Here is a 23,836-nt window from a genome sequence, read left to right as displayed (position 1 = left end):
GAGCCGGCCCGCGCGGTGCGAGCCGGCCGGTCGGCGACTGTTTACGCGCGCCCGGCGGTGAGGTCCAGGGCGATGTCGACGATCAGGTCTTCCTGGCCGCCGACCAGGCCGCGCTTGCCGACCTCGACCAGGATCGTGCGGACGTCGACGTTGTAGCGCGAAGCGGCCAGCTCGGCGTGCCGCAGGAAAGAGCTGTACACGCCGGCGTAGCCCAGGGTCAGCGTCTCGCGGTCGACCCGCACCGGGCGGTCCTGCAGGGGGCGTACGAGATCCTCGGCCGCATCCTGGAGGGCGAACAGGTCGCAGCGGTGTTCCCAGCCCTTGAGGTTGGCCACGGCCACGAACGGCTCGATCGGGCAGTTGCCGGCGCCCGCACCCTGACCGGCCAGGGAGGCGTCGACGCGGTAGACGCCCTCCTCGACGGCGATCATCGAGTTGGCCACCGACAGCGACAGGTTCTCGTGGGCGTGGATGCCGATCTCGGTCGCCGGGTCGAGCACCTCGCGGTAGGCACGGATGCGGTCGCGGACGCCGTCCATCATCAGCCGGCCGCCCGAGTCGGTGACGTAGACGCAGTGCGCGCCGTACGACTCCATGAGCTTGGCCTGAGAAGCGAGCACAGAGGGCGGGGCCATGTGGCTCATCATCAGGAAGCCGGAGACGTCCATGCCCAGCTCGCGGGCCGTCGCGATGTGCTGCGCGGAGACGTCGGCCTCGGTGCAGTGGGTGGCGATGCGCACCGAGCGCACCCCGAGCGCGTACGCCTGCTTGAGCTCGGCGATCGTGCCGATGCCGGGCAGCAGCAGCGTGGTCAGGCGAGCGTTGTTGATGTTGGCCGCCGCGACCTCGAGCCACTGCCAGTCGGTGTGCGAGCCGGGGCCGTAGTTGAGGCTGCCGCCCGCGAGCCCGTCGCCGTGCGAGACCTCGATGCCGTCGACGCCCGCCGCGTCGAGCGCGCCCACGATCTTCGCGACCGAGTCGAGCTCCATCCGGTGCCGTACGGCGTGCATGCCGTCCCGGAGGGTCACATCTTGAATGAACAGCTTCGTCGTCACGCCGCGATCCTTTCCGCCGCGGCAATGGCGGCCGAGGTCATGATGTCGAGATTTCCCGCGTACGCGGGCAGGTAGTGCGCGGCCCCCTCGACCTCGAGGAACACCGACACCTGATGGGTCACCGGCGCGTCACCGGCCAGCGTGTGCACCGGCTGGTCGCCGGGGATCGGCGTGATCTGCACCTGCTGCTTGAGCCGATAGCCCGGCACGTACCCGGCGACGGTTTTGACCATGGCCTCGATCGACGCCTTGATCTCCTCGCGCTCGACCGCGGACGGCGCGTTGACCAGGCACAGCACCGTGTCCCGCATGATCAGCGGCGGGTCGGCCGGGTTGAGCACGATGATCGCCTTGCCGTGGGTGGCCCCGCCGACCTTCTCGATGGCGTGCGCGGTCGTCTCGGTGAACTCGTCGATGTTGGCCCGCGTCCCCGGCCCGGCCGACTTGGACGCGATCGAGGCGACGATCTCCGCGTACGGCACCGGCGCGACACGCGACACGGCGGCCACGATCGGAATGGTCGCCTGTCCCCCGCAGGTCACCATGTTGATGTTGCGCGCGCTCTCGTGGATGTCGAGGTTGACCGCGGGCACCACGAACGGGCCGATCGCCGCGGGCGTCAGATCGATCAAGACCTTCCCGTACGGCTCCAGCTTCTTGGCATTGGCGAGGTGCGCGCCGGCCGAGGTCGCATCAAAGATGATCTCGATGTCCTCGAAGCCGTCCATGGCGATCAGGCCGTCGACCCCCTCGGCGGTCGTCGCCACCCCGAGCCGACCGGCCCGGGCCAGCCCGTCGGAGGCGGGGTCGATGCCGACCATGGCCGCGATCTCCAACGTCTCCGAGAGCCGCAGAATCTTGATCATCAGGTCGGTGCCGATGTTGCCCGAGCCGATGACGGCAACTTTCGTACCCATCAGGCCTCTCCGAAGTTCGTCGAAACCGACCCGAGGCCGGTGAGGGTGGCGTGCACACGCATGCCCGGCTTGACCGGGACCATCGGGCCGAGCGCGCCCGAGAGCACGACCTGCCCGGCCCGCAGCGGGTCGCCGTAGTCGCGGGCGGCGGTGGCCAGCCAGGCCAGCGCGGTCAGCGGGTCGCCCAGGCAGGCCGCGCCGGAGCCCTTGGAGACGACCTCGCCGTCGACCGTCATCTCCATCTGGATGTCGACCGGGCTGACCTCGTCCAGCGTCTTGCGGGCCGGGCCCAGCACGAACAGCCCGCTGGAGGCGTTGTCGGCGACCGTGTCGGCGATGCTGATGTCCCAGCCCGCGACCCGGCTGTCGACGATCTCGAGCGCCGGGGCGACCAGGTCAACCGCGGCCCGTACGTCGTCGGCCGTGAACTCGCCGGTCAGGTCGGCCTTGAGCAGGAACGCGACCTCGGCCTCGATGCGCGGCTGCAGCAGCCCGGCCACCGGCACCACCTCGAGCGCGCTGACGTCCATGTCGGCGAACAGCACCCCGAAGTCGGGCTGGTCGACGCCGAGCTGCTGCTGCACGGCCGGGTTGGTCAGCCCGATCTTGTGCCCGACGATCGGCGCGCTCTTCTCGCGGAGCAGCGTCTGCTCCCGCTGCACGGCGTAGGCGGCCGCGATGTCGTCGGCCCCGATCAGGTCACGGACCGGCGCACACGGGGTTCCCGTGCGGGCCGCGTCGAGCAGGCGCTGGGCCGCTGGCGATGTCATGGGGTTGACGATGCCTGGCGGGGGCCGGTTTGTCCTAGCAAAAAGTTCCGTTATGCGGAACGCCGCGCCAACGTGATCGCGATTTCGGCCGCTGCCGCCTTCACCGCCGCGCCGTGTTTCTGCGGCTGGAAGCGGGTCGACGGCCCGGCCACGCTGATCGCCGCCACGGCCACGTCGTCCGCGTCGAGCACGGGGGCGCCGACGCAGACGATCCCGACCGCCGACTCCTCCGCCTCGTACGTCAATCCCGTCTCGGCCGCCTCGTCGAGCTGGCGCCGCAGCAGCGCAGCCGACGTCACGGTCCTCGGGGCCAGCCGCTCCAACGGTTTCGCGAACACTTCCGCCCGTACGGGGTCAGGCGCGAACGCGAGCAGGGCCTTGCCGATCGCCGTGGCGTGCAGCGGCAACCTGCCACCGAGCCGGGAGGGTGCCCGCGCCTGCCGGTGACCGCCGATCTTGGCCACGTAGACGACCTCGGTGCCCTCGCGCCGGCCCAGGTGCACGGTCTCGTGCGTACGCTCGTAAAGGTCTTCCAGGAACGGCGTGGCCACCTCGATCAGGCTGCGCTCGACCGAGGCCCGCATGCCCAGCGCGAACAGGTGCCCGCTGAGGTGATATCTGCCGTCGACCCGGTCGAGCAGCCGCGCGTCGACCATCTCGCCGGTCAGCCGGTGCAGGGTCGCCTTCGCGAGACCGGTCCGCCGCTGCAACTCGGCGAATCCGATCCCGCGATCCTCGGCGGTGAAGGCGTCCAGGATCAGCGACACCTTCCCGACGACCGACATGGGGTCAGCCTATGACCAGGGCGATCACTGGTTGACGTCGTAGTCCTTGATCCGCGTCTCGATCGTCTGCCCGTTCCTCAGCGTGATCGTGACCTCGGGGTTGGGCGAGCCGTTGTAGCCGGAGTAGTCGATCAGCCGGCCGGCGATCGTGTCGGGCTTGCGCTTGGGCCACCAGGCCGTGAAGTAGCCGTCCTTGACAGTGGCCTTGACCTGCATGTCCTGCGTGCTGAAGGTGATCGCGGTGACCTGCGAGCCGGCCTTGCCCGAGACCATGAACTGGGTGCCCGAGGAGACCCCGCCCGAGGTCATGTGCACGCCGCTCGTGGCCAGCGCGTTCGCGGCCGGCACGGGCAGCAGCGGGCCGGAGGACGCCTCGCCCTCCCCGTCCGGATATTCGGCCGTCTTGACCGTCGAGCTCAGGCACTGGGCCTCGCCCGTCGCGGTCGTCACGTAGGTCATCACCCAGGCCCCGCGCATCTCGACCATCCGCGGGGTGGCGCCCGGGCCGAGGCGGGTCCATTCCGCGCACTCCCGCCCGTTCTCCGCCAGCTCCTGGGGCGTGGCCGGGCGGGCGACGGCCTCCCAGGTCGCGGTGGCCGCGTGGTCGGTGCCCAGGATCGGGGCGGCGGCGAGCCCCACGGTCGCGACGACCCCGGCCAGGGCGAACTGGGCCACGCGCCGGGCCCGGCGGGCCGGGCGGGCGGACACGGCAGGGGTGCCGGTGCCGGGTTCGGTCGCCATGATCCGGGTCAGCGTGGCCGCTGCGTGCGGCGCACGGACCAGATGATCGGGAATGTGGCGGGCCGGGTCGTGGGGCCGGAGCTGTTCATCGGTCGTCGTCATCACACGTATCCCTTTTCGCTGCTGGCGGGCATGTGGGAGCTCTCGGCGGCGCTGCTTTCTGCGGCGCTGCCGAGGTGGTTCTTGAGGAGCCGCCGGGCGCGGCTGAGGCGGATCCGGAAGGCCACGGACGAGATGCCCAGCACCTGGGCCGCCTGGGCGCCGGTCAGCCCGTCCCAGACCGACAGGCTCAGTGCTTCCTGGTGGATCGCGCTCAGCCGGGTCCACGCCTGCGCCAGGTCGACCGAGGTGGCGACCAGGTCGTCGTGCTCCAGCGTGCGGCCGTCGGTGGCGGCCGCCCCGGCGATCCGTACGGACAACGCCTGGCCTCTGTTGTCGGCCCGCTGCTTCGCCAGTAACAGCCGGCGCGTGATGCCGAAGAGCCAGGCGCGGGCCTCGCCGAGGTCGCCGGGCAGATCCTTGAGGCGCTGCCACGCGACGACGAAGGCCTCGGCCACCACGTCCTCGGCCTGGTCGGCGGGGTGCCCGCGCCGGACGACGAACCGGACGAGGTCGACGTACGTGCGCTGGTACACCTCCTCGTACCGCTGCCGTTCTCGCATCTCTGTCACACCTCAACATGTCCGCGGCGCGGCAAGTGTTTCCGGTCTTTCCCGCGAGCCGGCGGCAGGCACCGTAACGCAGAACGGCCGGGCGCCTCCCGCGAATGGCGGGCCCGGCCGTTCTGCGACGGTCAGCCGCGGGTGAGCCGGAACTCGCCTCCCGCGAGCGGGCCCTCCAGCACCACGGTCAGCGGGCCGGCGGGCGTCGTGCACGTGACCGTACGCTCCGGGGCGTCCCCGGTGCGGCAATACCGCACACCCTCGCCGGTGAAGACCGAGAGCCGAGCCGTACCCGCGCCCGAGATGCGCTGGTACGTGAATTTCTCGGTCGCGCCGTGCTGGTCAGCCGGGATAGTGAAGCACGCGGTGAACCGGTCCTCACCCGTCTGCACCGTCGTGCCGTCGGCGGGCAGCACCGGGCAGTCGGTCGCGCCGTCGACCCGGGTGAACGCGGTCGCGAACGCGCCCGGGGCCACGCCCTGCCGCTGCTCGAGCACGGCCGTGTACGGGCCGGGCTCACCCAGCGGGCAGCTGTACTGGTTGAGCGTGGCCGAGTCGCACACGTAGTTTCCGGCCCCGTCGAGCAGGCGGGCCTCGGGCAGCACCCCGTCGGTCGGCCGGAACTGGGCCAGCCGCGCCCCCTGCGGCACGTCGAGCGAGCGGCAGAAGACCTGCCCGGGCTGGGTGTACTCGGCCTGCCAGGCGGCACCGGCGGTCACCGCGGGGCAGCCGGACGGCTTGGCGGGCAGGACCGAGGTCACGTACGTGACGTTGTTGTCGATCACGTCGGGCGCGCCGCCGCCGACCACCCAGGTGAACCGGCCGGCCGGCAGGTTGTAGGCGCGCACCTTGAGCCCGCTGCCGTCGTACAGCTGGCCGTACTTCGGGTAGTTCTCGTCGTCGAAGCCGCGGACGGTGTACGCGCCGGGCTCGGTGACGACCAGCGTCCGGCACCGGATCGGGCCGAGCGCCCCGGACGGCGGCGCGTTGTAGGCCCCGGGCCGCACGACCGGGCAGCCGGCGGGCTGGGACAACCGGCGGACCTGCAGCTCGTAGGTCTCGTCGGTGGCATCCGGGCCCCACATGGTCAGGTAGGAGACGACCCGGTACGTGCCGGTGGCGGGCAGGACGCAGCCGTCCTCCTCGCTGAACCCGGTGCAGACCGCCGCGCCGGTGCTGTCGACGATCGTCTTGCGGACCTCGTTGTAGGACGTCGAGGACGCGTACGCGATGACCCGGTCACCGGCGGTGCCCCGGAACGGGTGGCAGTTCGTCTGCACGGGCGAACTCTGGTGCACGACGAGCGCGTCGGCCGCCCACGACAACCCGGTCGCGGCCGCGCAACCGGTGGTACGAGCCAGGGCGTTGACCGCGATCCGGTAGTCGATCGGCTCCCAGTGCCCGCTCTCGGCGATGACCGTGTAGTCACCGGCCGCGGGCAACGCGCACGGCTCCTGGCCCCCCTTCGAGCAGATCGCCTGACCCGCGTCGTCGTAGACCGTCCACGAGATGCTCTGCACGTCGAAGATGCGCACCCCGAGCGTGCCGGGGGCGGTCACCCGCGTCTTGTGACAGGCGATGTCCTCCTGCTGCGGCAAACTTCCGGTGCCCTCGTACGCGCTGGGGTCGCCGAACGGCGCGGTCCGGAGCACCTGGCATCCGGCCGCGTTCGAGATGCGGGACATGCGCAGCGTGTACGGGGTCGGGTTGCCGTACGCCTCGGCCAGGTTGAGCCGGTAGGGCCCGGAGCCGGTGAGCGTGCAGTTCTGGGCGTACCGGATCTGGCAGACGTACTGCAGATCGGCGTCGAGGATGTCGCCCTGGATGTCGCCGTTGCCCTTGGGCGACCACAGCCGCAGCACGCTGCCGGTGGGCTGGTTGAACCGGAAGCAGTCGCCGGGAGCGCCGGCGGGCAGCGAGCCCGCCTGCCCGGTCGAGGCGAACGAGAAGAACGAGGCGGGCAGTGTCGTGCAGGCCGACGGCGACTTGAGCGACTGCACCCCCAGCGTGTAGTCGCCGGTTCCCTCGAAGTAGAGCGACACGACGATCTTGTAAGTGCCGGCGCTCTTGAGCTCGCAGCGCCCGGCGTCGGACAGGATGGTGCAGACGGCGGCGCCGGTCGGCCCGGTCACGGCGGCCCGCGGCGACTCGCCGCTGCCGCGGGTCAGCATCGTGTAGAGAACGTCGTTGGCCTTGGGCACGCTGACGAAGTAGACCTGCTCCTGGGTGCCGCTGATCGACGCGCAGGTGGCGACCTCACCGATGGCGAGCGGGCCGCCGCAATCCGCGGCCGCGGCGGCCGGCGCACCGGCCAGAGTGGAGGCGGCGAGCACGGCCGCGCAGATGGACAAAAACCACTTCTTCATGGGACTCCCCGTACCGGCCCGCGAGATCGGGCGGCCAGATCATAGACAGCCCCCGATCTAGGGTCCGTTTCAGAACTGGGGTGGGTGCGAGGCCGGGTCCAGATTTCGTCTGGTGGTGGCCCGTGGAAGCCTGGCTCCCGGTGTTGGAACCTGGCTTTTCGCGGGACGCCGCCAGGCGGGATCTGGGCCCTGCCGCAGCCCCGCCACAGTTATGAAACGGACCCTAGTTGGCAGCCCGGTATTCGGTGGGGGCGACGCCCGTCGCGCGGCGGAAGACCCGGGCGAAGTGAGCCTGGTCGGAGAAGCCGCACCGGCGGGCGATCACGCCGACGGGCAGGGTGGTCGACGTCAGCAACCGGCGGCCCCGCTCGACCCGCAGGCGCATCAGGTAGCGATACGGGGTGATGCCCTCGGCCGCGGTGAAGACCCGGATCAGGTGGTAGCGGCTCATCCGGGCCTCACGGGCCATGTCGGCCAGCGAGACGTCCCGCTCCAGCGCGGCGTGCAGGTAGTCCTTGAGCAGTCGCACCCGGGCGTCCTCGTGGCGCGGCGGCGCGGGCACGGTCCGGGTCAGCAGGTGCACGGCGAGGAACTCGGCCGCCGACGCCGCGTAGAGGTCGGGCGCGCCGTCGCGGGCCGCGCGCTCCAGCGTACGGATGGTTTCGGCCACCAGGGGATCGGCCGCGCGCAACGCATCGGGCCGGTGCACCGCGCCCAGCTCGGCGGCCAGCCGCTCCGTGATCTCGCTCGGCAGGTGCAGTTGCAGCATGGCCGAGGGTTCCGGCCCCTCGGTGCGCCAGCTGAGCCGGGAGGACTGACCGGGCGGGGTCATGCTGACGTCGCCCGCGCTCAGCACGGCCGTCCGGGCGCCGATCCGCACCCGGCGGCGGCCCGACACCATCACCGCGACCATCTGCTCGCCGGTCGCGGGCACGGTGACGTCGTCGGCCTCGGCGGCGTGGGTCCACCGGCGCAGCAGCAGCGACCGCCAGCCGCGCTCCCACGAGTCGAAGGTGCTGGTCGCATAGGGCTGCCCGGCGTGCAGGGTCGTGCTCAACACCGCACTATTGTGCTCCCACCCCGCACTTTCGTCCGCGCCGCCGCACCCGGGCCCGGCCTAGCGTCGGGGCATGACTTTCACCAGGGACGAACTCGTGGCGCGACTCGTGCGGGCCGGCGAGCTGGAGGTGTCGGGCGACCACCCCGAGACCCCGTCGTACTTCGACACCGAGAAGTTCCGCTTCCACGGCCCGGACGGCTTCGACACCGACTACGCCGGGCTGGCCGACTACTTCACGTCGATCCGCGCCGCCTTCGACGACCGTACGATCCGGCGCGGCATCATCGTCGTCGAGGGCGACTACATCGCCTGCCAGACCTACATCGAGGGCACGTTCGCCCACGAGTTCACCCAATCCCCCGACGGCCCGCTGCCGCCCAACGGCAAACGTGTCGTCTGGGATCTCAGCAACATCTTCCGGATGGACGACCAGGGCCGCATCGCCGAGGAATGGGTGCGCTTCGACAACCGCGCCCTGCTCAATCAGCTCAAAGCTTGAGGGGGACCGCGGCGATGCGGCCGGCGAACTCCTCGGGGTGCCACAGCACCACGTCGTGGCCGGCCTCGGGGATGATCTCGGCGACGGCGTGCGGCATGTGGGCGGTGACCCGGGCCGCGACCTCGCGGGCGTCGTAGAGCTGGCTGTGCCCGCCGAGCAGCACCAGGGTCGGCGCCGCGATGCGGGCCAGCTCCTCGTCGGTGAGCGGGGCGGGCAGGACGTGCCGGCGCCGGAAGCCGAAGGACGCCTTGACCAGCTCCATGGCGTCGTCCTCGCGCAGGGTCACGTTGCGCAGGGGGCGGGCCAGCGCGTGCCGGACCGGCCGGGGCGCGAACCCGGCCAGCCCGCACGCGATCACCCAGGCGATGAAGCGCGGGCTGACCCGGCCGAAGCCGCCGGGGTCGAGCAGCGCGAGGCTGGCCACGGCCTGCGGCGAGCGCAGGGCGTGCCGCAGGGCGATCCAGCCCCCGTACGAGGTGCCGACCAGGTGAGCGCGGCCGACGCCCAGCGCCGTGAGCACCTCGCCGAGCCACTGGGACCACTCGTCGCCGCTGTCGATCGCGCGGGTCTGCACCGACGGGCCGGGCTCGCCGACGGGGTCGATCGCGATCACCGGCCGCGACTCGGCGAGGCGCCGGACGTACGCGTGCCACATCAGCGACGGGCCGCCGGAGCCCGGCAGCAGCACGAACGGCTCCTGGCCGCCGCCGGAGCCGAGCCGGTGCACACGGGTCGCCCCGAAGCTGGTGTCCACATCGGAGTCGACCGACGCGGCCGGCCAGAGGCGGTCGGCCGCGTCTTGGTAGGCGGTGAGGAAACGCTCGCGGGCTCGATCGTTGCGGAACTCGCCGATGGGCATCGCTACCTCCTATTTTGATACAACGGTATCATAAAACGATGCCGAAACGGGTGGACCACGAGCAGCGGCGGCGGCAGATCGGCGAGGCCCTGCTGCGGATCGCGAGCACGCGCGGGCTGCAGTCGGCCACCATGCGCGAGGTGGCGGCCGAGGCCGGCGTCTCGCTGCGGCTCGTGCAGTACTACTTCCACACCAAGGAGCAGTTGCTGGTGGCCGCCCTGGCTTATCTGGGCGAGCAGCTCACCGAGCGGGTGGCGGCGAGCATCCGGGCGCTCGGCCCGGTCACCCCGCGCACGGTCGTCTACGGCACGCTCACCGCCGTGCTGCCGACCGACGAGGAGAGCGTGCGGCTGACGCGGGCCTACACCGGCTTCTACACCCTGGTTTTCAGCGACCCCGAGCTGGCCCGGCGGCACGGCGCCACCTATCCCGACAAGCTGGAGTCGTTGCTGGCCAGGCAGATCGCCGCGGCTCAGGAGGCGGGCCAGGTGGCGGCCGAGGTGGACCCGGCACTGGGCGCGGCCGCGCTGCTGGCGCTGACCAACGGGCTGGGTTCGAGCGTGCTGGGCGGCCAGCGGGACGGCGCCGCGGCCCGGCTGATCCTCGAGGATCAGCTCGGGCGGTTGTTCCGGCCGGGTTAACTTCCGGGCATGGCCCACACCTATCCCCCGCTCAACGTCGAGGTCCGTACGCCCCGGCTCACGCTGGCCGGTGCATCCGACAAGCTGTTGGAAAGGCTCGTGCCGGTCGTGCGGGCCGGTGTCGCCGATGTCGAACCGTGGCCGTTCGACGATCCGATCTCGTTCTACGCCGACAATCCGGAACGCGAATGGAAGTGGCTGCAAGGCATCTGGCGCGGCCGGGGGCGGGTGACGCCGGAGCTGTGGCGGCTCTACTTCGTGGTGCTCGTCGACGGCGAGGCGGTGGGCATGCAGGATCTCGTCGGCCGCAAGTTCACCCAGTTCGGCACGGTCACCAGCTTCTCGTGGCTGGCCCCGGGCCGGCGCGGGCAAGGGCTGGGCAAGGAGATGCGTACGGCGATCCTGCACCTGGCCTTCGCCGGGCTGGGCGCGCGGGAGGCCAGCAGCGACGCCTTCGCCGACAACGCGGCCTCGAACGCCATCTCGCGCGGGCTGGGCTACGAGCCGAACGGCACCGACTGGGACACCCGCCGCGGCGAGCCCGGCCTGATCCAGCAGTGGCGGCTCACCCGCGAGGCGTGGGAGCGGACCCGCCGCGACGACGTCGAGCTGACCGGCGTCGCGGCATGCCTGCCCGTGCTGGGCGTCAGTCCAGGCCCTGATACGTCCAGCTGAACGACTTGGTGCCGGTCTCCTGGCCGCCCTGCAGCACGGTCCGGGTGACGGTGACCCGGAAGCCGCCGTTGTCGCGGGGGCGGCGCGGGCCGGTCACCGAACGCACCTCACGGTCGCCGGTGTGCCCGTACAGGCCGACCGTGACGGACGTGTCGGTGCTGCGGACCCGGATGACGAAGGGGGCGTCCGTGTCGTTGCGGATGACGTTGTCGATCGAGCGCCAGTCCAGGGTCGCCTCGCGGCCGGGCGGGTAGCGGCTGATGTAGAGCGAGTGCGGCTGGTGCTTGACGACGTCGAGCCCGGCGAACCAGGCCGCGTTGAACAGCGTGGTCGAGAACTGCGAGACGCCGCCGCCCAGCTGGTCCTCGAGCTCGCCGTCGACGATGGCCGGGGCGGGCACGAAGCCGTTGGCCCGGGTGCGCTCGCCGGCGGTGTCGTTGAGCGAGAACGTCGCCCCGGCCGGGACCACGGTGCCGTCGACCAGCTCGGCGATCCGGTGGATGTTGCTGACCCGGGGCGCGCAGCACGGGTGATAGGTGGTGAACGTGCCGATCAGCTGGTCGACCCCGGCCAGCTTGGGGTCGGCGTCGCCGGGCGGGAGCGCGCGCACGGCCACGGCCACCGCGGTCGCGCCCTCACGGACGGCGCCGGTCAGCAGCCGTACGGCGTCGGTGGTGTCCACGCCGCGGCCGGGCTCCCCCGCCTGCACCGTCACCCCACGAGCCGAGGCCTCGTACGCGAGATCACCCTTGCCGTCGAGCACGGTGCCCGGCTTGGCCAGCACGACCGAGGCACGCCGGGCGGGCTTGCCGACCGGTGCCAGCAACGTGTCGAGCCCCTTCGTGGCCGCGGCCTCGTCGACGCTGAGCACGGGCGTGATGTCGTGCCGGCCGCCGCCGGGCAGCCGCAGCCGGGTCACGCCCACCGCCCGCCGGGTCGCGTCGGCGTCGAGCCGCACGCCGAGCTCACCCGGCCGGGCCGTGAACCGCTGATCGCCCGCCTCGATCTCGACCGGCTGCTCGACCTTGGCCCGCACCGGCCCGTCGAGCGCGTCGCGCAACTGCTGGTCGTTCAGCCCGCCGACGGCCACACCCGCGATGAAGGTCTTGGCCGGAACCACGGTCGACGGCCGCACGAGCAGCGCGCCGATGCCGACGAGCAGCACCAGCACGCCGACGCCGACCCCCAGCACCCACCGCCGCTTGCCTCTGCCCGGGGCGGCCGGGGGCGGAACCGCCGCGCTCGCGGTCCAACGCTCGTCTGTCACGTAAAGATCATGCCCGGACATGACGGCCCCGCCATCCGCACAACGACTGCTCCTGCAGGGCCGCGCGCGTCCGGGTGATGCCCCAACGGTCGCCCGGATCGGCCCTGAGCAGGCCTTCCATGACCGTACGGCGTGGGCCGGCCAGCCGGAACGAGGCCGGGGTGGCCTCGCTCACGGCCGGGACGGTAGCGGACAAATCGCCCGCTCGTCCGTCCTCGTTCAGCGTCTCGCCGTCGCCGCGCTTGCCCCCTCATGCCTGATCACTTCGGCGGTCGGGGCGGCTCGTGTCGTCACGGCGAGCACCCAACCCGGCTACCGGCTAGCCGGAATCTCCACCGGATAGCGGCGCAGCAGCCAGGCCTGCTGGCCGAGGGCGAACACGTTCTGCGTCGTCCAGTAGAGCAGCACGCCGACCGGGAAGATGACGCCGCTGACGAGCAGGGAGAGCGGGATCCCGTACGTCATCACGCGCTGGATGGTGCGCTGCATCGGGTCCTCGACCGGCGCGTTGCGGACCGCCGACAACCGCATGGTGAGGAACGTCGTCGTGACCATGGCGGCGATCAGGACCGCGGCTACCAGGGCGCCCCCGCTGCTGAACGTCGAGGCGAGCGGGGCGCCGAGCAGGGTGGCGTGCGACGCGTCGTGGAATTGCGCGGTGGTCCACCCGTACAGGGTCTGCGTGGCCGGGTCGGTGATCGTCGGGCGCAGGTGACGCAACACGTGGAACAGGCCGAACAGGATCGGCGCCTGCACGAGCAGGGGCACGAAGCTCGCGTACGGGCTGACGTTGTTCTTTCGGTAGAGCTCGGTCATCGCGGTGCCGAGCGCCATCGGGTCGCCCTTGTGCTTGGTCTGCAGCTCGCGCAACTCCGGTTGGAGGCGCTGCATCGCCCGCTGGGAGCGCATCTGCCGGACGAAAAGCGGCAGCAACGCGACGCGAACGGTGAGGACGACGAAAACGATGGCGGCGACCCAGGACCAGTTCGGGCCCAGGAAGCCCCAGACGGATTGCCACAACTGGATGATTTCGGAAATGACGGTATAGACGATGGACACGGCTGATCTCCTCAGGAGGCTGGCGGACAGGCGTCACCAGCGGCCGCGCGTCAAACGTCAGGCGGCCGCCAGGGGCCGCGCAGTGGGTCCTCTCGGGCGGGTGCGTCCGGGGGCGTCGGGGTCTCTATAGCGCGGGACGCCCGTCTTGCCGGCCCGGGCGCGCAAGGCCAGCCCGGCTCCGGTCGTGCGGTCGCCGGGGATCTGCCGAACGACGAGCAGCACCACCGCGGCGAGGGCCGCCACCACGAGAACGCCGGCCAGAGCGGACGGGCCGGCGTCGGTCAGCACACTGACCAACCACCAGATCGCACCCAGCCACGTCACGCCCACAAACGTAGCAACCCGATGCGAGCGGATGCCGTTGTCACGTTTCGGCGGGCTCGCCGGTCAGGTGGCGACCTGAACGCCGCCGGGCTGATCTGTGATCATGAGGTCGTGATCAACGATCGGGCCACGAGCCTGCGCGACCGGGTCGTCCGCTACCGGGCCGATGAGAACATCTCCGGTGAGCGGGCGGCCGCCCGGATCTCGGCCTACCTGTACGGCAACATCATCGTCTTCGCGACGCTCGTGCCGCTGCGCGAGGAGGACGCGGTGCACGGGCATTCGCTCACGCTCGTCCTCGGGGTGGCGCTGTCGACCTATCTGGCCCACGTGTTCGCCGAGATCGTCGGGCACAACGCCCGCGCCGGGGAGCCGATGAGCCGCGCCGCCATCTGGCACGAGCTGCGCGACTCCCAGCCGATCGCCTCGTCCGCGATCGTGCCCTGCCTGCTGCTGGCGGCGGCCTGGGCCGGCTGGATCGACGGCGGCCGGGCGACCTGGATCTCGGAGATCTATCTGCTGGTCCGCATGGCGCTGGTCGGCCTGCTGATCGAGCGCCTCCGCTCGGAAAAGCCTTCCTTCCGTACGCTCCTGGCCGGCATCGCGCTGGCGGTCGTGGCGGCGGGCATCTCGCTGCTCAAGGCGCTGCTGGGCCACTGAGCCGGCGATCTCCGGGCTGCGCCGATCTTGAGCGTGCGGCATAGTCTCCGGCATGCCCGGAACTCACCCGTTGCGCTGGTGGACCCGCGAGTCGTCCCGGCAGTTCCTGTCCCTGCCCTTCTTCCTGTTCGGCCTGCTGCTCCCCGGCGACTACCTGGTGAAATGGATCGCCGGCTGGGACTTCTACGCGACCGCCTACCTGACGCTGACCTGGCTGACCTACCGGCGGCGCGACCCGGCCGTCGTCCGGGCGATCGCGCTGGCCTCGCGGCGGCAGACCACGACCGACCGCCTGCTGGCCACCGCACCCGAGCAGTTCTCCCAGGCGGCGGCCTCGGTGGCGATGGTCACCACGGTGGTGGCGATGCCGCAGGCGCGCGACCTGGGCACGTCGCCGGGGCTGGTGCTCCTGGTCAGCATCGTCGCGGTTGTGACGTGCTGGCTGGTGCTGCAGACGGGGTTCGCCATCGCCTACCTGGGGATGTACGCGCAGCGCGGCGGGCTGAGCTTCCCGGGGGACGCCGAGCCCGGCATCGTCGACTTCGCGTATTTCTCGGTCGCGGTGGGCACGAGCTTCGGCACCACCGACGTCGAGGTCACCCAGACCCGGATCCGCCGTCAGGTGCTCGTGCACGGGGTGTCGGCCTTCCTGTTCAACACGCTGATCCTGGCGGTGGCCGTGACCATCCTGACCACGTACATCTCCAAGCCGTGAACACCGCCGAGGCCATGGCGGCAATGCGGGTCTCGTCCCGCGACGGGTCGGGACGGCTGGAATCGCGCTCGGGCGCCGGAGTCCACCCGGTCACCACCGCCGACGGCGGCCCCGCGTTCCTCAAGGTCGGCACGAATCGAGCCGAGCTGGATTTCTATCGTTCGCTGACCGTCCCCGTACGCACCCCGCGCCTGCTGGACCACCGAGACAGCACTTTGCTCCTATCGGCGGCCGGCACCACGGTCGACGTGACACAGTGGACGACGCCGATGTGGGCCGACCTGCTCGGCGCGCTGGCGGCCCTGCACGCGACACCGCCGCCGCCGTGGGACGCCCCCGACCCGCTGGCCGAGGCGATGGCACAGCCGGACATCGCCCTGATCCGCGACTTCTGGGGCACACCGCCCGAGGTCGAGCCGCTCCAAGCCGCCAGGCGGGTCTTCATCCACGGCGACTGCCACACCGAGAACATCACCGTCGACGATGGCACCCTGGTCTTCTGCGACTGGCAGTCGACCGGCGCCGGGCGCGCGTCCTCAGATCTGGCCCTGCTGAGCGTGCGAGCCACCCCGGCCGGCGTACGGGTTCCGCTCGAGCTCTATCCCGCCGACGACGCGCTGCGACGCGCGATCCGGGCCGAGGAGCTGGCGATGCTCGTGTTCCTGTGGCCGCAGTACGCCCGCTACAACACCCCCGAGGGCAACGACCGCATCCGCGCGCGGGGCCGCCTGCTCGCCGCCGATGCCTAACGACCGATCATCTCCAGCGACACCGTCCACAGCCTCGCCGCGGCGCCGGGATCGAGCGCCCACCGCTTGACGCCATGGCTGTGGCCGAACAGGTCGGCGTCGTCGGCGACCGTGTACGCCTCACGCCCGTCGTCGAGGTAGTGGCCGCCGGTGCGGGCGAACTCCGGGGCGACCGCCGCGACGAGCGTCGTGGCCGCCCCCTGCTGGACGGTCTTGTAAGTGAACGCTCCCGCCGCCTCGGCCGCGGCCAGATAGGCCTTCTGCTCGGGCGTGAAGTCTCGTTGCAGCCCCGTCGACACGCCACCCGGATTGACGGCGTTAGCGACGATCCCGTCCCCGGCCCACCGGCGCGACGCCTCGACGACGAACAGCGAGGTGGCCGTCTTGGACTGCGCGTAGGCGGCCTGCGGATCGTACGGGCGCCGTTCGAAGTGAATGTCGTCGAAGACCACCGGCGAGTTCATGTGGGCGGTCGAGCTGACCGCGACGATCCGGGCCCCGCCGCGCTCACTCGCCCCCGCCGCGAGCGACCCGCGCAGGCCCAGGCTAAGGGCGAAGTGCCCGAGATGGTTGACCGCGAACTGCTGTTCCCAGCCCTCCGGGGTCCGGTGCAGGTGGCTGAGGAAGACGCCGGCGTTGTTGATCAGCAGGTGCAGCGGCCCCGACCAGCCGTCGACGAACGCCGCGATCGAGGACCGGTCGAGCAGGTCGAGCGCCCGCACCTGAACGGCCCCCGCCGCGACCCTGGCCCCGGCGGTCACGTCACGAACGGCCAGCGTGACCTCGGCGCCCGCCCGGGCGAGAGAGCGGGCGGTCTCCACCCCGATCCCGGACGAGGCGCCGGTGACGACGGCCCGGACGCCCGTGAGGTCGACGCCGGCCACCACGTCGTCGGCGGTGCTGCTCGCGTCGAAGCGAGTGGTGATCAATTCCCGCGGTGTGCCCATGGCGGCAACTATACAAACTAAGCTAGAACTGTCTAGTAAACATAGTTGTTACAGTAGCGGCATGACGGTCGGGGAGCAGGGTGACAGCGCCCGCCGGAAGCACGTCCTGTCGGTCGCCCTCACCACGTTCGCGCGCTACGGATACCGGAAGACGTCGATGGACGATGTCGCCCGAGCCGCCGAGATCTCCCGGCCCGGCCTGTATTTCCTGTTCTCGTCGAAGGAAAATCTGTTCCGGGCGGCCGCCGTCGACGCCCTGGAGAGCGACCTGGCCACGGCGGCCGGCGTCCTGGAGGATGCCGGGCGTCCGCTGCGCGACCGGCTGATCGAGGCCTTCGACCTGTGGACCGGCCGCTATGTCGGGGCGATGGCGAGCGAGGTCGCCGTGCTGATCGAGACCAATCCAGGTTTGCTGGGGCCGATGGTCACCGACTATCCCGAGCGCTTCCTGGCCATGGTCACGAGCGCGCTGCCCGGGGCCCGGGCCGACGACCTGGCCCGCACCCTGCGGAGCACCGCCGGCGGCATCAAGCACGAGGTGGCCACGCGGGCCGAGTTCAAGGCGCGGATGACGATCGCCGTCGACCTGCTCCTTTATTACGACGTGGGCACGCCGTAGGTCAGGTCCATCGTGTCGGTGTGGCCGGGCCAGGTCAGCGTGACGTGCCAGCAGCCGGGCTGGGGCAGGTCGACGATCGACGGGCCGGGGCCGCCGCTGACTTTCTGCTCGGCCCGTGCGGTGCCGCCGGCCAGCTCGGCCGTGATCGTCAGGTCGCCGTGCTCGTACTGGTCGCGGGCCACCCAGAGGATCTTGTTGCCGCGGTCGGGACCGGGCGGGCTGCTCAGTGGATAGCCGAAGAGCACGGCAAGGATCTCACCCTTGGCGCCGTAGACGTGCTTGATGCCGCTGCCGTCCCAGTTGAAACCGGCGCGGGCCCACTCGGGCAGAGCTGTGGTGCGTACGGTCTCGCCGCACTTCGCAGCAGCGGTCGACGGGGTTTCAGCCGGTTGGGTCGTGGCTGTGCAGCCGGCCAGCGTCAGGACGGCAGCGGCGACGGCAAGTGTCCTCATATCCTGCAGACACCGCCGCCGCCACTAGGGTTCCGTCAGCTCGCCCAATCGATCTGCGGTGACCGGTAGAAGTCGACGCCCCGAGCCGCCCACCGCGGCCCATAGGCGCCCAGCCGCGTCCGGAACGACTCCCAGTCCCGGGCCGGCGACCACCCGAGCTCGGCGATCCCGGCCAGCCGCGGCCACGCCATGTATTCGATGTCGTCCAGGCTGCGCAGCGTCTCCGACCAAAGGGGGGCCTCGACACCGAGCACAGCGCTTTCCGGTACGCCCGTGACATGCGTGCCCGGGTCCCAGTCGTACGCCTTGCGCACCTCGATGTAGCCCGCCCAGCTCAGCCCGAGCCGGGTTGTCGGGTCGTACTTCTGGTCGATGTACGCCAGGTTGGCCGGCGACATGATCACCTTGGTGCCGTTGGCCACCGCCGCCGCCACGGCCGGGTTCTGCGTGGCCGAACTCCAAAACTGGGCCACCGCCACGTTCGCCTCCGGCGCCGCCGCGATCTCGTTCCACCCGTACGCGGTCTTGCCGTACTTCGTGACCAGCGGCAGCACCCGCTTCTGGAACGTCAGGTAGTCGGCCTGCGTGGTCGCGTGGGCCTCGTCGCCGCCGATGTGGATGAACGGGCCGGGCGTCATCTCGGCCAGCTCGCGCACCACGTCCTCGACGAACCGGTACGTCGTCTCGCTGCCGATGCAGAGCGAGCTGTAGCCGACCGCGGTGTCCGTACGCGGCGGCGGCGCGACCCCGTCGCAGGTCAGCTCGGGGTAGGCCACCTGCGCCGCGTTCACGTGCCCCGGCATGTCGATCTCGGGCACGATCGTCACGTGCCGGCTCGCCGCGTAGCGCACCAGGTCGCGGTAGTCGGCTTTGGTCAGAAAGCCGCCGCCCACCCCGTCGACCCCGGTGCCGGCCGCCCCGCCGACAGTCGTGAGCCTCGGCCGCGAGTCGATCTGGATGCGCCAGCCCTGATCGTCCGACAGGTGCAGATGCAGATAGTTGACCTTGAACTTGCTGATCTCGTCGATGTGCCGCTTGATCTCACCAGGCGTGTGGAAGTGCCGCGCGATGTCAAGCATCGTCCCCCGATACCCGAACCGCGGGTAGTCAATGATCTCCCCACCGGCGATGGTCCGCGGCCCGCTCACCGGCACGAGCTGCTGCAACGTCTGCACGCCGTTGAACAGCCCCGCCGTAGTGGCCGAACGCAGCGTGACACCGCGCTTGTCGACGGTCAGCCGATAGCTCTCCGGCTTCCCGTTCACCTTCCCCAGTTCAAGAGCGATCTTCCCCGTACGGGGTGGAGCGTGACCCACCACCCGCAGACGCAACGCCTCCCCCAGCTGCTCGGCAACACCCCGCGCGGCGGCCGGCGCCTCAATCACGGTGCGCGCCGTGATCCGAAACCCACCACCACTCGGCCGCACGTCGACCGGCGCCGGAATGACACTGCCGAGCGCCACCGTGGGCGGGGCAGCCTGAGCCGGAGCCGCCACCACAGTCAACGGCAGAACACCTGCGAGAAACACAGCCAGACGAGTCCGCATCCTCCGACCGTACATAGTCACTCTTCGATCTGTGAAGACTCCTGCCGGTCACCCGCGAGACCGTCGCGGGGCTCACCCCGCAGGCCGATGTCGCGATGCAGGATCAGCTCGGGCCGCTCTGCGGCACCCGCCAGCTCCGCCCGCAGCTCGGCGGCATCCTCCCCGAGCAGCAAGTAGCTGATCACGACCTCGATCAGCACGCAGTCGTACCGATCGCCGCTCCGGCGGTAGCGCGACGGATCGGACTCCACCGTCACCGCCGAGATCCGCCGCCCACCCGCAACGGGCTCGAACGTCACCTCGAAGATCCGATTGCCGGTCCAGCTCCGATGCAGATGCGCGACCGCCCCCTCGACGGCCACATCCCACTTCTCATCCATGTCCCGCGCCGTGTAACCCCGCGCGATCCGCCGCCACTCATCCTCGGTCCAGACACGCCTAGGCAACTCGGCCAACGACACGGGCGCTTCAATCATCCGCGGATCGTAATCAGGTTGTCCCTAGTGGTCGCACGACTATAGTCATGCGCGTGCACCTCGAGAATCCGTCGGCTGTGCCGGTTGTCGTGGAGCGGGACGAGGACGGCGTTTGGTGTGCTCACGCGCGACTGCGGCCCGGCGTCGGGGCGCACGGTGAGGGCAGCACTGAGAAAGCGGCTCTCGACGACCTTCGGGAGGCGCTCGTCGGCTTGATCGAGGAATTCGGACCCAACACTTCTCGCGCTCGTCCGTAGTACTGGGTGAGAGGGGTGAGACGGATGATGGATGTTTATCTGCTCGCGACGGTGCGGATGAAGGAGTTGCAGCGGGAGGCCGAGCTCAGGCAGCGGAGCCCGCAGAGCGATGACAAACCAGCGGTGGGCCGGCATCGGATCGTGCTGGCACAGTGGCTGATGGCCGGGGCGGAGCGCCTGTGGCCGGAGGCCGGACGTGGCGTGGCGGGAGTGGCACGATGACCGACGAGCGAGGCGTGATCGAGGGCCAGGGTGTGCTCGATCTGAGCCACCTGACCAGCCCGGAGCAGTTGGCCGCGATCACCCGGATCAGCGGGGTCGGCGCGGTCGTGCTGCCCGAGGCGCTGGCCGGGGCGTACGCGGGAATTTCGGTCTCGGACGTCGGGGCCACGATCTATGTGCCGGAGGGGCTGAAGGCCAGGGTGCACGTCGGGCCGCTGGTGGTGGGTGGGGACGGCATCGGGGCGCCGGGCGAGATGCTGGTCGTGGTCGGCGTACTGGTGGTCACCGGGCTGGTCACGGGCGAGCTGCCGAGCCGGATCAGCGTGGTCGGGTCGGTGTTCGCGCCGCGGGGCAGTGAGGCGGCGCTCGGGCGGGTGCTCGGAGGCGGGGCCGGGACGGTCACCTACTACCGCTATCAGGAGGGGCAGTCCGGGCCGCACGTCAAGATGCTCAGCGGGCAGGTGCGGCTGACCGGGGGCGCGCTGGCCAACCACAGCGGCGAGCCGGGCGACATCCTGATCGCGGCCGGACAGGTGATCATCACCGGTGCCGTGGGGGCGATCGGTTACGGCCAGATCTTCGTGGCCGGGCAGGTGATCGCGCCCGAGGCGGCGCAGGGCGAGCTCGAGACGCGGATGGACATCCAGGGCCAGACGATCTGGTATCGCTCCGGCGACCCCCGGGTGCTGTTCGACGACATCGAGCTCGGTCCGGATTACTTCCGCCTGCTCGACCACCCGGTCAGCCTGATCTCCCTGGGTGACCTGACGATCGGGCCCGGGGTCACGGCCGACCTGCTGCGCGAGCACGTGACCGACATCGTCGTGCTCGGTGATGTGCTGGCGCCGGCCGCGGCCGTGCCCGCCGTTCAGGTGCTGGCCACAGACATCTACGGGCAGATCCAGGTCGATGATGGATCGCGGGGCTGAGTTCCGTGAGCTCTACGACGCGCATCGGACGGCGGTCCACGCCTACTTCACCGGGCGCACCGGCGACCGCTGGCTGGCCGCCGACCTGATGCAGGAGACGTTCCTGCGGGCGTGGCGGCGGTTCCCCGAGCTGTCGGGGCTTGCGGACGACGGGCAGCGGGCGTGGCTTTTCACGGTCGCCCGCAACCTGTCGATCGACGAGCACAGGCATTCCCGTACGAGGGCCGCGGCCGACGCCGTCCTGCGCGCCGAGCCGGTCGAGGTGGCCGCGCCCGCGAGCGCCTCCGTGCTCGCCGCGGAACGGGTCGCCGTCGTGGCCGAGACGATCAAACGGCTGCCCGAGCCGCAACGGGTCGCCCTCACCCTGGCCGCCGCGGGCGGGCTGACCAGCGCCGAGATAGCCACCGCGCTCGGCGTCCCGGCCGGCACCGTCCGCTACCGGCTCTCCCTGGCCCGCCGCACGCTGGCCGAAGCCCTCAGCACCTACGACGACGTGGAGCAGTGATGGATCTCGACGACACCCTCCGGGCCTGGGCCGCCCAGGAGGTCACCCTGCCCACCCCGATCGTCGACGACGTCTTCCGCCAGGTCGTCGCCTCCTCGCCCGGCCTGGACACCCGCTGGTGGACCCGCTTCTCGGGCCGGCTGGCGGCCAACGTCGTCGCCAGCACCCGGCCGCGCATCCCCGTCACCGGGGTCCGGTGACGGGGATGCCGGTCCAGGTCACGCCTTGGGCGGGGTGACCTTCAGGGTCATCAGCGGGATCAGGCCGGTGATCTGGGTCTTGACCTCGAGCTTGACGCCCGCGCCGGCCACCTTGACCGAGTTCTGCGGGTTGGCGGCGTTCCAATAGCGCAGCGGGTCCGAGTCGTCGAAGGCGGGGATCGCCGGCTGGCGGGGCACCGAGACCGCGGCGCCGTTGCGGTGGAACGTCACCGGGTCGGTCTTCTGCAGGCCGAACGACGCGTCGAAGGGCTGGCGGCGGTTGCCCAGGTTGACCCCGTCCGGGAAGACGATCGGGGTGGGGCGCGCGTCGACCGGCAGGGCCAGGCCCGTACCGGGGTGGCGGCTCGTGTTGTTGTTGCCGACGGCCGGGTTCACATACCAGACGACCAGGCCGTCCTGATAGGGGAAGCGCTCCGCCCAGTCGGGCCGGGTGTCCTGCCAGCCCCAGTTGTACGGGCCGGTCTTGAGCACCTCGTCGTAGCCGGTGTACGTCCGGTACTCCGCCGCGTAGTACGAGCCGTCGGCCAGCGGCACCACCACGGCCTGGGGCAGCACGCCCTCGCCGTTGGCGGCCGTGCCCAGGGTGACGTATTTGGCCTTGCCGGGCTTGACGGTCACGAAGTTGGACCAGCCGAGCCAGATCTTCTCCCAGGCGCCCATGTAGCCGGGGGTCGAGCCGATCGTCGGGGCGCCGCGGCCCAGCCACGAGCCGGCCGACATCAGGGTCCAGAAGCCGGTGCCGTTGTCGCCGCCGGCCGTGTCGTACAGGTCGGGCAGGCCCAGGTCGTGGGCGTACTCGTGGGCGAAGACGCCGAGGCCGCCGTTCTCCGGCTCGGTCGTGTAGTCGCCGATCCAGAAGCCGCTGTCGCCGATCTGCACGCCGCCGGCCAGGTTGTTCGCCGGGCCCGCGGTGCCCTCCAGGTCGGAGTACGCGTACCACCGGTGCGACCAGATCGCGTCGGTGCCCTGCGCGCCGCCGCCGGCCTCCTCACCCTCGCCGGAGTGGATGGCCTGGAAGTGGTCGATGTAGCCGTCCGGCTCGTTGAAGTCGCCGTCGTTGTCGAAGTCGTCGCGGTCCCACACGTCGAAGGTCTTCAGGTACGCCTTGATCTGCGCCGGCGTCTTCCCGGCGGCGACCTGCGACTCGTACCAGGAGGTGGCGCTGTCCTTGACGAAGTTCCAGTAGCCGTCGTCCTCGCCGATCTCGTTGCTGCCGTAGCGGGCCGCGTTGTAGGGCAGCTTGACCCACTCCGAGACGTCCCCGCCGACCGTGTAGCGCCCGCCCGACTGCTTCGAGTAGAACGTCGTCATCGACTCCTGCTTCTTGTCGAACAGGAGTTTCTTGTAGTACGAGGGGCTGAAGTCCGGCGCCCAGATCGTCGAGTTGTCGTTGGCCCGGTCGGGCTGGGCGATCTGGTTGTGCAGCGGTCCGGCGGTGCCACCGGCGGCCGGATAGACCTGGTCGCCGAACTCGACGAGGAACGTCAGGATCGGGTCGGTCTTCGTCTCCTTCTTGCGATATTCGACAAAGCGCCCCTGACCGAGCTTGATCACTTCGGAGCCCGTACGGCTCTCGCTCTTGACCTCGCCCGCGATGAGCTTCTCGAGGGCTTCGGCCCGGGCGGCCTCGCGCTCCTCGCCCAGCGGGTGCGGGAGGTTGTCCTCACCCAGCGAGGCTTCGACGGCGGCCGGGGCGGCGTCGGCGCCGGGTGCGGCGGACGCCGGGGCAGCCGTGAGGCCGGCGGTCACCGCGATGGCGGAGACGGCGGCCAGCACAGCGGTACGTTGTTTCAAGGAACACTCCTCAAACGTTCAGAGGTCAGCCGGACAGTGAGCACGCTTGCGGAACTCCGTTTC

29 protein-coding genes are annotated in these 23,836 nt (G+C 70.9%); 11 read left to right on the top strand and 18 right to left on the bottom strand.

The genetic code is table 11. The annotated features are described in order from the left end of the window. Nucleotides 1-41 precede the first annotated feature (41 nt). From dmpG to JKJ07_RS15800, 8 genes are all read right to left on the bottom strand, one after another. Nucleotides 42-1,055, bottom strand: coding sequence for a 4-hydroxy-2-oxovalerate aldolase (gene dmpG, locus JKJ07_RS15835; RefSeq protein ID WP_202992280.1), 1,014 nt, complete (start codon nt 1,053-1,055; stop codon nt 42-44). After that, complete coding sequence (locus JKJ07_RS15830; RefSeq protein WP_202992279.1) at nt 1,052-1,972, bottom strand: acetaldehyde dehydrogenase (acetylating); 921 nt, start codon at nt 1,970-1,972, stop codon at nt 1,052-1,054. The genes dmpG and JKJ07_RS15830 overlap by 4 nt, the downstream gene beginning before the upstream one ends. Beyond that, nucleotides 1,972-2,742 (bottom strand): 2-keto-4-pentenoate hydratase, encoded by a 771-nt coding sequence (locus JKJ07_RS15825; RefSeq protein WP_202992278.1) that lies wholly within the window; start codon nt 2,740-2,742, stop codon nt 1,972-1,974. The genes JKJ07_RS15830 and JKJ07_RS15825 overlap by 1 nt, the downstream gene beginning before the upstream one ends. A gap of 50 nt (nt 2,743-2,792) precedes the next feature. Further along, nucleotides 2,793-3,527, bottom strand: a complete 735-nt coding sequence (locus tag JKJ07_RS15820) for an IclR family transcriptional regulator (RefSeq protein WP_202992277.1) — start codon at nt 3,525-3,527, stop codon at nt 2,793-2,795. 24 nt (nt 3,528-3,551) lie between these two features. Continuing rightward, a complete protein-coding gene (locus JKJ07_RS15815) occupies nt 3,552-4,370 on the bottom strand; it encodes a hypothetical protein (RefSeq protein WP_202992276.1) in 819 nt (272 codons plus the stop codon). Continuing rightward, nucleotides 4,370-4,930, bottom strand: coding sequence for an RNA polymerase sigma factor (locus tag JKJ07_RS15810; protein ID WP_202992275.1), 561 nt, complete (start codon nt 4,928-4,930; stop codon nt 4,370-4,372). Before JKJ07_RS15810 ends, JKJ07_RS15815 begins: the two co-directional genes overlap by 1 nt. A gap of 131 nt (nt 4,931-5,061) precedes the next feature. Beyond that, nucleotides 5,062-7,296 (bottom strand): hypothetical protein, encoded by a 2,235-nt coding sequence (locus tag JKJ07_RS15805; RefSeq protein WP_202992274.1) that lies wholly within the window; start codon nt 7,294-7,296, stop codon nt 5,062-5,064. A 223-nt stretch (nt 7,297-7,519) separates the two neighbouring features. Next, nucleotides 7,520-8,356 (bottom strand): helix-turn-helix domain-containing protein, encoded by an 837-nt coding sequence (locus tag JKJ07_RS15800; protein ID WP_202992273.1) that lies wholly within the window; start codon nt 8,354-8,356, stop codon nt 7,520-7,522. Between the two features lie 70 nt (nt 8,357-8,426). Between JKJ07_RS15800 and JKJ07_RS15795 the strand changes: the two genes are divergently transcribed. Beyond that, nucleotides 8,427-8,855 carry an ester cyclase gene (locus tag JKJ07_RS15795; RefSeq protein ID WP_202992272.1) on the top strand — a complete coding sequence of 143 codons (429 nt, stop codon included), beginning with the start codon at nt 8,427-8,429 and terminating at the stop codon, nt 8,853-8,855. Here JKJ07_RS15795 and JKJ07_RS15790 read toward each other — a convergent pair. Then, nucleotides 8,845-9,714, bottom strand: coding sequence for an alpha/beta fold hydrolase (locus tag JKJ07_RS15790; protein WP_202992271.1), 870 nt, complete (start codon nt 9,712-9,714; stop codon nt 8,845-8,847). The two genes, JKJ07_RS15795 and JKJ07_RS15790, sit on opposite strands and share 11 nt — an antisense overlap. A gap of 38 nt (nt 9,715-9,752) precedes the next feature. Here JKJ07_RS15790 and JKJ07_RS15785 point away from each other — a divergent pair, with 38 nt between their 5' ends. Both JKJ07_RS15785 and JKJ07_RS15780 read left to right on the top strand, forming a co-directional pair. After that, complete coding sequence (locus JKJ07_RS15785; RefSeq protein WP_202992270.1) at nt 9,753-10,355, top strand: TetR/AcrR family transcriptional regulator; 603 nt, start codon at nt 9,753-9,755, stop codon at nt 10,353-10,355. 9 nt (nt 10,356-10,364) lie between these two features. Beyond that, nucleotides 10,365-11,030: a GNAT family N-acetyltransferase gene (locus JKJ07_RS15780; RefSeq protein ID WP_202992269.1), complete on the top strand. Its 666-nt coding sequence runs from the start codon at nt 10,365-10,367 to the stop codon at nt 11,028-11,030. Here JKJ07_RS15780 and JKJ07_RS15775 read toward each other — a convergent pair. From JKJ07_RS15775 to JKJ07_RS15760, 4 genes are all read right to left on the bottom strand, one after another. Continuing rightward, nucleotides 11,002-12,297 carry a VanW family protein gene (locus JKJ07_RS15775; protein WP_202992268.1) on the bottom strand — a complete coding sequence of 432 codons (1,296 nt, stop codon included), beginning with the start codon at nt 12,295-12,297 and terminating at the stop codon, nt 11,002-11,004. The two genes, JKJ07_RS15780 and JKJ07_RS15775, sit on opposite strands and share 29 nt — an antisense overlap. 7 nt (nt 12,298-12,304) lie before the next feature. Beyond that, nucleotides 12,305-12,472 carry a hypothetical protein gene (locus JKJ07_RS15770; protein ID WP_202992267.1) on the bottom strand — a complete coding sequence of 56 codons (168 nt, stop codon included), beginning with the start codon at nt 12,470-12,472 and terminating at the stop codon, nt 12,305-12,307. Between the two features lie 137 nt (nt 12,473-12,609). Further along, nucleotides 12,610-13,356, bottom strand: coding sequence for a membrane protein insertase YidC (yidC, locus tag JKJ07_RS15765; RefSeq protein ID WP_202992266.1), 747 nt, complete (start codon nt 13,354-13,356; stop codon nt 12,610-12,612). A gap of 57 nt (nt 13,357-13,413) precedes the next feature. Then, a complete protein-coding gene (locus JKJ07_RS15760) occupies nt 13,414-13,680 on the bottom strand; it encodes a DUF6412 domain-containing protein (RefSeq protein WP_202992265.1) in 267 nt (88 codons plus the stop codon). A 111-nt stretch (nt 13,681-13,791) separates the two neighbouring features. Here JKJ07_RS15760 and JKJ07_RS15755 point away from each other — a divergent pair, with 111 nt between their 5' ends. Genes JKJ07_RS15755 through JKJ07_RS49835 form a run of 3 tightly spaced genes read left to right on the top strand, consistent with a single transcriptional unit; the run spans nt 13,792 to nt 15,804 of the window. Next, on the top strand, nt 13,792-14,340 hold the full coding sequence (locus JKJ07_RS15755) for a hypothetical protein (protein ID WP_202992264.1): 549 nt from the start codon (nt 13,792-13,794) through the stop codon (nt 14,338-14,340). Nucleotides 14,341-14,392: 52 nt separating this feature from the next. Continuing rightward, nucleotides 14,393-15,055, top strand: coding sequence for a DUF1345 domain-containing protein (locus tag JKJ07_RS15750; RefSeq protein WP_202992263.1), 663 nt, complete (start codon nt 14,393-14,395; stop codon nt 15,053-15,055). Continuing rightward, nucleotides 15,052-15,804 (top strand): phosphotransferase family protein, encoded by a 753-nt coding sequence (locus JKJ07_RS49835; RefSeq protein WP_202992262.1) that lies wholly within the window; start codon nt 15,052-15,054, stop codon nt 15,802-15,804. Before JKJ07_RS15750 ends, JKJ07_RS49835 begins: the two co-directional genes overlap by 4 nt. Here JKJ07_RS49835 and JKJ07_RS15740 read toward each other — a convergent pair. Next, nucleotides 15,801-16,751 carry an SDR family NAD(P)-dependent oxidoreductase gene (locus tag JKJ07_RS15740; protein WP_202992261.1) on the bottom strand — a complete coding sequence of 317 codons (951 nt, stop codon included), beginning with the start codon at nt 16,749-16,751 and terminating at the stop codon, nt 15,801-15,803. The two genes, JKJ07_RS49835 and JKJ07_RS15740, sit on opposite strands and share 4 nt — an antisense overlap. A 61-nt stretch (nt 16,752-16,812) precedes the next feature. Here JKJ07_RS15740 and JKJ07_RS15735 point away from each other — a divergent pair, with 61 nt between their 5' ends. Continuing rightward, a complete protein-coding gene (locus JKJ07_RS15735; RefSeq protein ID WP_202992260.1) occupies nt 16,813-17,370 on the top strand; it encodes a TetR/AcrR family transcriptional regulator in 558 nt (185 codons plus the stop codon). Here the strand turns inward: JKJ07_RS15735 and JKJ07_RS15730 are convergent. Genes JKJ07_RS15730 through JKJ07_RS15720 form a run of 3 tightly spaced genes read right to left on the bottom strand, consistent with a single transcriptional unit; the run spans nt 17,349 to nt 19,845 of the window. Then, a complete protein-coding gene (locus JKJ07_RS15730; protein WP_202992259.1) occupies nt 17,349-17,822 on the bottom strand; it encodes a hypothetical protein in 474 nt (157 codons plus the stop codon). The two genes, JKJ07_RS15735 and JKJ07_RS15730, sit on opposite strands and share 22 nt — an antisense overlap. A 35-nt stretch (nt 17,823-17,857) precedes the next feature. Beyond that, entirely contained in the window at nt 17,858-19,369 is a 1,512-nt protein-coding gene (locus tag JKJ07_RS15725; protein ID WP_202992258.1) for a beta-N-acetylhexosaminidase, read from the bottom strand. 17 nt (nt 19,370-19,386) lie between these two features. Then, nucleotides 19,387-19,845, bottom strand: a complete 459-nt coding sequence (locus tag JKJ07_RS15720; RefSeq protein ID WP_202992257.1) for a hypothetical protein — start codon at nt 19,843-19,845, stop codon at nt 19,387-19,389. Between the two features lie 284 nt (nt 19,846-20,129). Here JKJ07_RS15720 and JKJ07_RS15715 point away from each other — a divergent pair, with 284 nt between their 5' ends. The 4 genes from JKJ07_RS15715 to JKJ07_RS15700 are packed head-to-tail and all read left to right on the top strand — an operon-like array spanning nt 20,130 to nt 21,958. Next, nucleotides 20,130-20,324 carry a hypothetical protein gene (locus tag JKJ07_RS15715; protein WP_202992256.1) on the top strand — a complete coding sequence of 65 codons (195 nt, stop codon included), beginning with the start codon at nt 20,130-20,132 and terminating at the stop codon, nt 20,322-20,324. Then, nucleotides 20,321-21,253, top strand: a complete 933-nt coding sequence (locus JKJ07_RS15710; protein WP_202992255.1) for a hypothetical protein — start codon at nt 20,321-20,323, stop codon at nt 21,251-21,253. The genes JKJ07_RS15715 and JKJ07_RS15710 overlap by 4 nt, the downstream gene beginning before the upstream one ends. Continuing rightward, entirely contained in the window at nt 21,237-21,758 is a 522-nt protein-coding gene (locus JKJ07_RS15705; RefSeq protein ID WP_202992254.1) for an RNA polymerase sigma factor, read from the top strand. The genes JKJ07_RS15710 and JKJ07_RS15705 overlap by 17 nt, the downstream gene beginning before the upstream one ends. After that, the gene (locus tag JKJ07_RS15700) at nt 21,758-21,958 is read left to right on the top strand and encodes a hypothetical protein (RefSeq protein ID WP_202992253.1); all 201 of its coding nucleotides are present in this window, start codon (nt 21,758-21,760) and stop codon (nt 21,956-21,958) included. The genes JKJ07_RS15705 and JKJ07_RS15700 overlap by 1 nt, the downstream gene beginning before the upstream one ends. Before the next feature lie 18 nt (nt 21,959-21,976). Here JKJ07_RS15700 and JKJ07_RS15695 read toward each other — a convergent pair whose 3' ends face one another. Continuing rightward, nucleotides 21,977-23,773, bottom strand: coding sequence for an immune inhibitor A domain-containing protein (locus JKJ07_RS15695; RefSeq protein ID WP_202992252.1), 1,797 nt, complete (start codon nt 23,771-23,773; stop codon nt 21,977-21,979). Nucleotides 23,774-23,836 lie beyond the last annotated feature (63 nt).

The sequence above is a fragment of the Paractinoplanes lichenicola genome (assembly GCF_016785085.1).
GTDB lineage: Bacteria > Actinomycetota > Actinomycetes > Mycobacteriales > Micromonosporaceae > Actinoplanes > Actinoplanes lichenicola.
The sequence above is the reverse complement of the archived record's forward strand: the minus strand, read 5'-3'. Positions and strand labels throughout refer to the sequence as shown.